The sequence below is a fragment of the Streptomyces sp. NPDC001220 genome (genome assembly GCF_053597895.1).
In genome coordinates this window covers 307,050-318,099 of the sequence record NZ_JBSFJE010000014.1, presented here as the reverse complement: position 1 = coordinate 318,099, position 11,050 = coordinate 307,050, and the positions used below count along the sequence as shown (strand labels likewise).

7 protein-coding genes are annotated in these 11,050 nt (G+C 74.0%); all 7 read left to right on the top strand.

Annotated features, from left to right (window positions below):
• On the top strand, nucleotides 1-965 hold a 965-nt coding region (locus ACWDGI_RS31580; protein ID WP_450764827.1), incomplete at its 5' end, for a non-ribosomal peptide synthetase.
• On the top strand, nucleotides 965-4,978 hold the full coding sequence (locus ACWDGI_RS31575; protein ID WP_450764825.1) for a non-ribosomal peptide synthetase: 4,014 nt from the start codon (nucleotides 965-967) through the stop codon (nucleotides 4,976-4,978). The genes ACWDGI_RS31580 and ACWDGI_RS31575, both read left to right, overlap by 1 nt.
• Before the next feature lie 136 nt (nucleotides 4,979-5,114).
• Complete coding sequence (locus ACWDGI_RS31570; protein ID WP_450764823.1) at nucleotides 5,115-6,122, top strand: GHMP family kinase ATP-binding protein; 1,008 nt, start codon at nucleotides 5,115-5,117, stop codon at nucleotides 6,120-6,122.
• Complete coding sequence (locus ACWDGI_RS31565; RefSeq protein WP_450764821.1) at nucleotides 6,097-7,158, top strand: pyridoxal-phosphate dependent enzyme; 1,062 nt, start codon at nucleotides 6,097-6,099, stop codon at nucleotides 7,156-7,158. The genes ACWDGI_RS31570 and ACWDGI_RS31565 overlap by 26 nt, the downstream gene beginning before the upstream one ends.
• Nucleotides 7,155-8,390 (top strand): ATP-grasp domain-containing protein, encoded by a 1,236-nt coding sequence (locus tag ACWDGI_RS31560; RefSeq protein WP_450764819.1) that lies wholly within the window; start codon nucleotides 7,155-7,157, stop codon nucleotides 8,388-8,390. Before ACWDGI_RS31565 ends, ACWDGI_RS31560 begins: the two co-directional genes overlap by 4 nt.
• Nucleotides 8,387-9,910, top strand: a complete 1,524-nt coding sequence (gene argH, locus ACWDGI_RS31555) for an argininosuccinate lyase (RefSeq protein WP_450764817.1) — start codon at nucleotides 8,387-8,389, stop codon at nucleotides 9,908-9,910. The genes ACWDGI_RS31560 and argH overlap by 4 nt, the downstream gene beginning before the upstream one ends.
• Nucleotides 9,897-10,979, top strand: coding sequence for a GntG family PLP-dependent aldolase (locus tag ACWDGI_RS31550; RefSeq protein ID WP_450764815.1), 1,083 nt, complete (start codon nucleotides 9,897-9,899; stop codon nucleotides 10,977-10,979). The genes argH and ACWDGI_RS31550 overlap by 14 nt, the downstream gene beginning before the upstream one ends.
• Nucleotides 10,980-11,050 lie beyond the last annotated feature (71 nt).

Below are 11,050 nucleotides of genomic sequence, written 5' to 3'. Positions count from 1 at the left end.
CCAAATTCCACCAACGCCTCGCCCCCACCGGAGCCCACCTCCACAACCAATGGGGCGCCACCGAAGTCTCCATCGACTCCACCAGCCACACCTGCACCACCGACGACCACGACGCGGACGTCCCGCTGGGCCGTGCCATCGCCAACAACGAGGTGCTCCTCCTGGACGAGCACCTCAACCCCGTCCCGGACGGCATCCCCGGTGAGCTGTACCTGGCCGGCGTGGGTCTGGCCCGCGGCTACCTCGGCGACGCCCGCAAGACCGCGGCGGCCTTCCTGCCGCACCCGGAGGTACCGGGCGTACGGCTCTACCGCACCGGTGACCGGGGCATCCGGCGCCCGGACGGTTCCCTGGTCTTCCTGGGGCGTGCGGACAGCCAGGTCAAGATCCGCGGCATCCGCATCGAACCCGCCGAGATCGAACACACCCTCCGCCGCCACCCCCACGTCCACGACGCCGTCGTCACCAAATGGGAACCAACCCCCGGCGACCACCGCCTCGCCGCCTACATCACCACCGGACACCCCGGGCCGGCGGAGGACCTGCTGGCCGACCTCAACACCCACCTCTGCGAGCAGCTCCCCCTCTACATGATCCCCTCCAGCATCACCGTGCTGGACCGCATCCCCGTCAACGCCAACGGCAAGACCGACCACCGCGCCCTTCCCGAGCCGAAGGCCGCCGCCGAGGAGACGGCGACGCGGGCGAGCGGGGCGGCCGAGGAGCTGGTCGCCGGGATCTGGGCGGAGGTGCTGGGCCGGCCGGACCTGGACGTCCACGCCAACTTCTTCGCCCTGGGCGGGCATTCACTGCTGGCCACCCGGATCGTCTCCCGGCTCCGGACCGCCCTGTCCCCCGACATCCCGCTCGCCCTGATCTTCGACAACCCCACCATCCACACCATGGCCGAAGCGGTCGGACACCTCCTGCCCGCGTCCGGTACGGCCGACGGGAGGACCCCCTGATGACGACAAGTCCGATCGTGGAACGCGCGGTGGACACCGTGCGGCGGCAGACCGGACCCGGTCCCGCCGTGGACGCGCCGCTGTCGGCGGCGCAGCGACGGGTGTGGCTGCTCGAGCACCTCCGTCCCGAGCTCGTCGAGTACAACATGGCGCAGGTCTTCGAGCTGTCCGGCCCGCTGGACGCGGACGCGCTCGCGGCGGCGCTGCGGCTGGTCGTGGAGCGGCACACCATCCTGCGGTCCCGGGTGGTGCAGGACGCCACCGGCGGCCCGCGGCTCCGGGTCGGCCCGGCGTCGGCGGTCCGGCTACAGCGGACGAACCTGCGCTACCTGGCCGTCGGGCCGGCGTACGAGGAGGCGTACCGGCTGAGCGACACGGACATCAGCGGCCGGTTCGATCTCGCCGCCGGTCCCTGGCTGCGGGCGCGGCTGACCGAACTGCCCGAGCAGCGGCATCTGTTCACCGTCGTCGTGCACCACATCGCCGTGGACGCGGCGTCGATGCAGATCCTCTGGCAGGAACTGTCACAGGCCTACGCGGCGTTGACCACGGGCAGCCGTCCGGAGCTGCCGGAGCTGCCGATCCAGTACGCGGACTACGCGGAGCGGGCCGCCCGGCAGCTTCAGTCGCCGGAGTCGGCCGCCGAGGTGGAGCACTGGAAGCGGACCATGGCCGGAGCGACCCCGACCGAGCTGCGCGGCGACCGGGCGCGGCCCGCGGTGCGCGGCGGCGCGGGCGCCCGGGTGTCCCATGTGATCGACCCGGCGGTCGCCGACGGGGTGCGGGAACTCGCCCAGAAGTACCGCGTGACGCCGTTCATGGTGCTGTTCGCGGCGTTCGCGGCCCTGGTGTCCCGGCACTCCGGGAGCCGGGACGTGACGGTCGGCGTCCCGATGTCCGGCCGGACGCTCCAGGAGACGGAGGGCCTGATCGGGTTCTTCGTCAACACGGTGCTGCTCCGCACCGACCTGGAGGGGAACCCGACCTTCGCCGAGCTGCTGTCCCGGGTGCGGGGCACCACGCTGGAGGCGTACGAGCACCAGGGCGTGCCGTTCGACGTGCTGGTCGACGAGTTGCGGCCGGAGCGCGACCTGAGCCGCAACCCGCTGTTCCAGCTGCTGTTCAACCTCGTCGAGGAGCAGACCTCGCAGCTGCGGCTGCCCGGGGTGTCGGTCAGGTCGCTGCCGGTCGAGGCGGACACCGCCCGCTTCGACCTGGACGTCACCGTGGTGACGCAGGGCCGGCGGATGGAGGTCCTGATCTCCTACGCGACCGAGCTGTTCGAGGCCGCGACCGTGGCCCGGTTCGCCGAGCACTACCGGCGGATCCTGGCGCACGCGGTGGCGCGGCCGGAGACCCGGATCGGTGATCTGGACCTGCTCGCGCCGGCCGAGGAGCGGCTGCTGCTCTCCGACTGGAACGACACCGCCGTGCCGGAGTCGCCGCTGCAACTGCCCGACCTGGTGGACCGCCAGGCCGAGCGCACTCCGGACGGGGTCGCGGTGCGGGGCCTGGACGGCGAGGAGGTCACGTACGCCGAACTGGTGCGGCGGGCCGCGGCGCTGGCCGACGTGCTGCGGGCGGAGGGCGCGGGGCAGGACGCCCCGGTGGGGGTGATGGTCGAGCGGTCCCCGGACCTGGTGGTCGCGCTGCTCGCGGTCCTCAAGGCCGGTGCGGCCTATCTCCCCCTGGAGTCCGACTATCCGGTGGACCGGCTGGCGTACGTGCTGGCCGACAGCGGGGCCCGGCTGCTGCTGGGCCGTCCGGAGCTGGTGGCCGGGCTGGGCCTGGACACGGACGTGCGGGTCATCGACATCGGGTCGCCACCGCCGGTTCCGGCCGGGGCGACACCGGTGGCGGCGCCGGTCCGGCCGGACGACCTGGCCTATGTGATCTACACGTCCGGTTCGACGGGGCGCCCCAAGGGCGTGATGGTCCCGCACCGCGGTCTGGTCAACTTCGTCGACGACATCGGCCGTACCCTCGGCCTCACCGGTGACGACGTCCTGTGCGCGGTGACCACCGTGGCGTTCGACGCGTCGATCCTGGAGCTGTTCGTGCCGCTGGTCCGCGGCGGCCGGGTGGTGGTCGTGGACCGGGAGACCTCCGCCGACGGCGCCGCCCTGGCCGGGATCCTCGCGGCGGAGCGGGCGACGGTCATGGCGGCGACCCCGGCCACCTGGCATCTGCTGCTGCTCAGCGGCTGGCAGGGCGGCGACCTCCAGGCCGTCTCCGGCGGCGAGGCGCTCTCCGCGCAGCTGGCCCGGGAGCTGGCGCCGCGGGTGTCGCGGCTGTGGAACGTGTACGGCCCGACCGAGACCAGCGTCTACTCGACCCTGCAGCTGATCGCCCCGGACGGTACGGCGGAGCCGGTGCCGATCGGCCTGCCGATCGCCAACACCCAGGTGCACGTGGTGGACGACCGGATGCGGCTGGTGCCGATCGGGGCCGTCGGCGAGCTGGTCATCGGCGGCGCGGGGGTGACCCGCGGCTACTCCGGGCGGGCCGGGCTCACCGCGGAACGGTTCGTGCCGGACCCGTTCGGCGCCGGCGGCCGGCTCTACCGCACCGGCGACCTGGGCCGCCGACGGCCCGACGGGACGCTGGAGTTCATCGGCCGGGAGGACACCCAGGTCAAGATCCGCGGCCACCGGATCGAGCTCGGCGAGATCGAGGCGGTCCTGCAGCGTCACCCGGCGGTGGCGCGGGCCGCGGTGATCACGGCGGGCGAGGACATGGCCCGGCGGATCGTCGGCTACGTCTCCTGGCGGGACGAGCCCGACGAGCCCGGACTGCGCGGCTTCCTGCGCGAGCGGCTGCCGCAGTACATGGTCCCGTCCGTGCTGGTGGGCCTCGAGCGGATGCCGCTGACGCCGAACGGCAAGGTGGACCGCAAGCAGCTGCCCGAGCCGGCCGCGGAGGCGGGCGCCGAGCCCGTCGCGCCCCGGGACTCGCTGGAGCTGCGGGTCACCTCGATCTGCGAGCGGGTCCTCGGCCGGTCCCCGGTGGGGGTGCGCGACGACTTCTTCGCCGCGGGCGGCAACTCGCTGAGCGCGTTCGAGCTGGTCGAGGCGGTACGACGGGAGCTGGGCGTGAGCGTGCCGCTGAGCACGTTCTTCCGGGCGCCGACGATCGAGGCGCTGTGCGGCGCGCTGCCCGGGCTGTCCGCCGTCTCCGAACGGCTGCTGGTGCCCCTGGCGTCGGCCGTGCCCGCCACCGGATCGCCGCTGTTCCTGGTCCATCCGCACGGCGGCGGCGTCAGCTCCTACATGGGTCTGGCCCGGGAGCTGGAGGGCAGTGTCGACCTGTACGGCGTCGAGGCGGTCGGCTACAACACCGAGGCGGCCCCGCTGCGTTCGGTCGAGGAGATCGCGGACCGCTATCTGGCCGAGATCGCGGAGCTGTCCCCCGAGGGGCCGGTGCTGCTCGGCGGCTGGTCGTTCGGCGGTGTGGTGGCCTTCGAGATGGCGGTGCGTCTGGAGCGGGCGGGCCGGCAGGTCGGCGCGCTGGTGCTGCTGGACTCCCCGGTGCCCGGCTCGGCGGACCTGGTCGGCGACGAGGACGTGCTCTCCCGGTTCGGGGCCGACGCCGGACTGTCGCCCGACGAGATGGACGAACTGGACGACAACGCGCTCATCGCCGCCCTGGTCCGGCAGTCCCACCAGGCCGGCCGGCTGCCCGACCGGATCGAGTCGACGGCCGTGCGCCGCATGGTCGACGTGGCCCGCGCCAACGGGGAGGCCGCCGGACGCTACCGGCCCGGCGCGATCGTCGACGCGGACATCCACCTGATCACCGTCTCCGAGTCCCACCCGACCCTCAAGAGCCCCGACGTCGACCCGGACGCCTGGCAGGCGCTGACCCGCGGCCGGGTCGGCACCGTCCCGGTGCCGGGCAACCACCACGACATGGTGCACCCGCCGCACGTCGGTGAACTGGCCGCGCGGATCGCCGAGATCGTCCGCCCCCACCAGGCCGCGGCGCCCGCCGCGCGCCGGTCCGCGGACGCATGACGAGGCATGACGGCGCATGACGAGGAACCACGCCGGCAGGACGCGGGGCCCGCACGGCCCCGCGGCCCCGGCCGCCGCCCGGCGGGGCGGCACGCGATACCTCCATTCCCAGACTCGTACGTTCGAGGAGGCGTAGGTGAAGATCGGCGTGCAGAGCCAGGACGTGCTGTCCGCACAGGACGGGCACGGCCAGGCACAGATGGAGTTGGTGCCCCCGGACCTGGAGCACGGTGTGCTCCTGGGCACCGGAACCGCCCCCAGCCACCACGGTGAACTGCTCCAGGGGGTGTTCGAGGACGACGGCAGACTCCGCCGCGGCCTGGTGACCCTGCCCTGCCCCCTGTTCGCCAGCAACGCCACGGTGCGGCTGAGCCGGTGGGAGCCGGAGCTGACGGTCACCCCGGCGTGGAAGACCAAGGCCCTCGACGCCGCCCGCAGCACACTGGAGGTGCTCGGCATGGGTGCCTACGGCGGTGAGCTGGAACTGCGTGGCGACGTCGCCGTGGGCCGTGGCCTGGGCTCGTCGACCAGCGACGTCACCGCGGCGATCCTCGCGGTGCTCTCCGCGGTCGGCCGGCACCTCGCGCCGGAGCGGATCGCCCGGATCGCGGTGGCCGCGGAGGCCGCCACCGACCCCCTGATCTACTTCGACCGGATGCTGCTGTTCGCGCACCGCGAGGGCGCGGTCATCGAGGACTTCCACCGGCCGGTGCCGCCGCTGGCGGTGCTCGGCTTCTCCTCGGCGGACCAGGAGATCGACACCCTGGCGCTGCCGCGGGCGCGGTACAGCGCCTGGGAGATCGAGTGCTTCCGCGCGCTGCGCGGCCTGATGCGCCGCGCCGTGGCGAGCGGCGACCACCGGGAGCTGGGCCGGATCTCCACCGCGAGCGCCCGGATCAACCAGCGGTTCCTTCCGGTGCCGCGATTCGACCGGGTGCTGGAGATCGCCGAGGAGACCGAGGCGCTGGGCGTGCAGGTGGCGCACAGCGGCACGGTCGCCGGGCTGCTCTTCGCACCCCACCAGCCGGGGCTGGAGCAGCGCCTGGCGCTGGCCGCCCGCCGGCTCTCCGCACTGCGTATCACCGACCATTGGCGCTATATCGCCGGGAGCGACTCTCATGTCCCGTACGCACACCAGTCGTAGGGCCTTCACGAGCGTGGTCGACGGCCACGTCCTGCCCAAGGTCATCCAGGTCGGGCCCAACGTGTTCGGGGCCGCCTTCCATCTGATGAAGCTGCTGCCCGCGCAGTTCATCCTCACCAGTGCCATCGAGACCGGTGAGCTCACCGAGGACACCACGGTCGTGGAGACCACGTCCGGCACCTTCGGGCTCGGGCTCGCGATGGTGTGCCGGCTCAAGGGCATCCCGCTGGTCCTCGTCGGGGACCCGGCGATCGAACCGCCGCTGCGCCGCCGGCTGGAGGCGCTCGGTGCCCGGGTGAGCATCGTCTCGGGTCCGGAGCTGCGCACCCGTGGCGTGCAGCAGGCCCGGCTGGACCGGGTGGCCCGCATCCAGGCGCGGCTCGGCTCGTACTACACACCCGGCCAGTACGACAATCCGCTCAACCCGGTGTCGTACGGGGCCGTCGCCGAGCTGCTGCTGGAGAGCACGGGCACGTTCGACGCGCTGGTCTGCCCGGTGGGCTCGGGCGGTTCGTCGTCCGGGATCGGCTCGTTCCTGCGGGCGCTGAACCCGGAGCTGAAGCTGATCGGCGTGGACACCCCGGGCAGTGTGCTGTTCGGCGCTCCCGCCGGGCCGCGGCAGTTGCGCGGTCTGGGCAACGGCCTGGTCCCGCCCGTCCTGGAGCACACCCTGTTCGACGAGATCCACTGGCTGGACGCCGCGACCGCGTTCACCGCGACCCGCCGGCTGCACGCCGAGCACGCCCTGTACATGGGGCCGACCAGTGGCGCCGCGCACCACGTGGCGCAGTGGTACGCCGAACAGCACCCGGAGCTGCGGGTGATGGCGCTCTTCCCCGACGAGGGCCACCGCTACACCAACACCGTGCACAACGACGTGTGGCTGCGCCGCAACGGCTTCCTCGCCGCGCCGCCGCCCGACGGGCCCGGCACGCTGGACCATCCGTCCGAGGTCGGCGGCGCCTGGTCCCGGTTCTCCTGGCACCGCCGCACCCGTGACGAGGTCGTCGCCCTCGCGGAAGGGGTGACCGCATGATCCGGGACGTCTTCGTCCTCGTAGAGAGCAACACCACCGGGACGGGACGGCTGTTCCCGGCGGCGGCCCGCGCGCTCGGCCTGCACCCGGTGCTGCTCGCCGCCGATCCGTCCCGGTACGCCTCGGTGGGCGGTGCCGAGGTGGTCCGCACCGACACCGACGGCGTCGAGGCGGTGGTCGACGCCTGCCGGCGCCTGGGCGGCGGCGGGCGGCGCGTCGTGGGCGTCGCCACCAGTTCCGACTACTACGTGGAGACCGCGGCCGCCGCGGCCACCGCCCTCGGACTGCCCGCGAACTCCCCCGCCGACCTGGCCGCGGTCCGTGACAAGGGCGCGCAGCGGGCCCGGCTCGCCGCGGCCGGGGTGCGGGTGCCCCGGTTCACCGTGGCCGGCACGGTCGAGGAGGTCCTGGCCGCGGCCGCGGAGACCGGCTACCCGGTGGTGGTCAAGCCGGTCACGGGCAGCGGCAGCCTCGGGGTGCTGCTGTGCGCGGACCCCGCGCAGGCGGCCGGGCACGCCCGCGAGCTGCTGGCCCGCGGGTTCAACGAGCGCGGCCGGCCGGTGCCGCGCCGGGTCACGGTCGAGGAGTACGTGAGCGGCCCGGAGTACTCGGCGGAGGTCCTCGACGGCTCGGTGGCCGGGATCACCGCCAAGCACCTGGGGGCGCCGCCCCTGTTCGTGGAGACCGGGCACGACTTCCCCGCCCCCCTCGCGCCGGCCGCCCGCGAGGCGGTCACCGAGGCCGCGGAGGCCGCCGTACGGGCCCTCGGGATCACTCTCGGTCCGGCCCACGTGGAACTGCGCCTCGGCTCCGAGGGGCCCGTGCTGATCGAGGTCAACCCCCGGCTGGCGGGCGGCTGGATCCCCCGGCTGGTCCGGGAGGCCACGGGTACCGACCTGATCCTGGGGACGGTCGCGGCGTTCAGCGGCCGGCCGGTACCGGTGACCGCCACGGCGGACCGGGGGGCCGCGATCCGCTTCGTCGTGGCCGAGGGCAGCGGCGAACTGCGCGGCGTCGACGGGGTGGCACAGGCCTGTGCCGTCCCCGGCGTGGTCGACGTGGAGACCTACCGGGAGCCCGGCGCCGAGATCGTGGTGGCCGGCGACTTCCGGGACCGGATCGGGCACGTGCTGGCCCGTGGCGCCTCCGCGGCCGAGGCCGCGGCCGCCGCCGACGAGGGCGTACGCCGGATCAGGCCGTCCCTCGCCGTCCGTGAGGAGGTGCCGGCGTGACGGACTCCGGCCGCCTGCGCACCGCCGCCTCCCCCGAGATCCGCCGCATGCTGCTGGAGCGGCGCGATCCGCCACGGCCCGCCTGGAAGAGCGAACTCGACCGGATCACCCATGTCGACCTCGCGCACGTCGTCATGCTGGCCGAGCGCCGCATCGTCGGCGCGGCGACCGCCTCCGCCCTGCTGGCGGCGGTCACGGAGCTGCGCGAGCGGGACTACGCGCCGCTGGAGACCCGGCCCGCCCCCCGCGGTCTCTACCTGGCCTACGAGTCCTACCTGATCGAGACCCTCGGCGAGGAGACCGGCGGCGTCCTGCAGACCGGCCGCTCCCGCAACGATCTCGGCGTCACCTGCCTCCAGCTGGCGCTGCGCGAACCGTACCGCCGGCTGTCGGAGGAACTGGCCGAGCTGGGCCGGGTGTTGCTGGAACGCGCCCACGAGTACCGCGAGGTGCTCATGCCCGCCTACACCCACTTCCAGGCGGCCGTGCCGGTCACCTACGGTCACTACCTGCTGGGGCTGGCGCAGACCTTCGAGCGGGACGCCCGGGCCCTGGCCCAGGCCGGTGAGGGGCTGGAGCGGTGTCCGCTGGGCGCCGGCTCGATCGGCGGGACGACCGTCCCGATCAACCCGGCGCGCACGGCCGAACTCCTCGGCTTCGGCGAGCCGGTGCGCAACTCGGTCGACGCCATCGCGACCCGGGACACCGCGCTGCGGATGCTGACGGCGGCCGTGGTGCTGGGGGTCACGCTCGACCGGGCCGCCCTCGACCTGCTGATGTGGTCGAGCGCCGAGTTCGGGCTGGTGACGATCCCCGACGGGCTGGTCGGGTCCAGCTCGATGATGCCGCAGAAGCGCAACGCGTTCGTCCTGGAGCATGTGCAGGGCAAGTCCGCGGCCGCCCTCGGCGGGCTGACCGCCGCCGCGAGCGCGATGCGGGGCACGCCGTTCACCAACTCCATCGCCGTCGGCACCGAGGCGATGACCCATGTGATGCCGGCCCTGGACGCCACCGTCGACGCGGTGAAGATCCTGCGGCTGGCCTACGACGGGGCCCGGCCGGTGCCCCGGGCCATGGCCGCCCGCGCGACCGAGGGGCTGACCCACGCGACCGCCACCGCCGAGTGGCTGGTACGCCAGGGGGTGCCGTTCCGGCGGGCCCACCACCAGGTCGGGGAGGCCGCACTCGCCGTCGTGGAGGGAAGGGCCGACTCGCTGGGCGCGGCCCTCGACACGCACGGCCAGGTGCCGGACGGCGAGTCCTACGACCTCAGGCCGCAGAGCGTGTGGTGGGCGGCCGAGTTCGGCGGCGGCCCCGGACCCGCCTCGTTCCGGCGCTGCCACGAACCGCTCACCCTGCGCTGGGAGGACCACCACACCCGGCTGGCGAAGGAGACCGCCCGCTGGCACGACGCCGACGAGCGGCTGCGGGACGCCGTGGCCCTGGTGCACGGCAGGACCGAGCAGACCCCCGCGACCGCCGGACCCGAACCGAAGGATGCCTTCCATGACGAGCCCTGACCGCGCCGCCACGGCGGCACCCGTCGTCGAACTCCGCAGCGACACCTTCACCCTGCCGACCGCCCGGATGCTGGCGGAGATGACCAGAGCCCCGCTCGGCGACGACGTCTACGGCGAGGACCCGACCGCCCGCGAGCTGGAGGAACTCGCCGCCAAGCTCCTCGGCATGGAGGACGCCTGTTTCATGCCGAGCGGCACGATGGGCAACCTGGCCGCCCTGCTCGCCCACTGCCCACGCGGCACCAAGGCCCTCGCGGGCGCCGAGTCCGACATCTACGTCTACGAGGCCGGCGGCGCCTCCTACTGCGGCGGCGTGATCGTCGAACCGGTGGCGAACCGCCCCGACGGCACCATGGCGGTCGCCGACATCGAGGCCGCCTTCCCCGAGGATCCCGAGGACCCGCAGTTCGCGCTGCCCGCCGTGCTGTGCGTGGAGAACCCGCAGAACCGCTGCGGCGGGCGGGTGCTGCCGCTGGAGTACCTGGCCGAACTGCGCGCGCTGGCCCGTGCCCGCGGGGTGGCGGTGCACCTGGACGGGGCCCGGATCTTCAACGCGGCGCTCGTCCTCGGCGTCCCCGTCCATGTCATCGCCGGATACGCGGACTCGGTGCAGTTCTGCCTGTCGAAGGGGCTGTCCGCGCCGGTCGGCTCGATGGTCGCCGGCAGCACCGAGTTCATCCGCTCCGTGCGCCGGATCCGCAAGATGCTGGGCGGTGGCATGCGGCAGGCCGGGCTACTGGCCGCCGCCGGGCTGGTCGCGCTGCGGGAGATGACGGCCCGGCTCGGCGACGACCACGCGACGGCGCGCCGGCTGGCCGAGGGGCTCGCCGCGCTGCCCGGGGTCGTGGTGGAGCCGGTCGAGACCAACATGGTGTTCTTCCGCGTCGAGGTGCCCGGCCTGTCCCAGGCCCAGTTCATCCAGCGGGCCTGGGAGGACGGCGTACGCCTCGCCGAACTGGGCCGCGGCCGGATCCGCGCGGTCACCCACGCGGGAGTGGACGGCGCCGATGTCGACCGCGCCCTGGCGGTCTTCCGCGACCTCCTGGCACCCCGCCGGGCCGCCGCCTGAGCCGACCGACAGACCGACAGCCTCACAGACCCGCAGACCCGCAGACCCACAGACCCGCAGACCGACGGGCC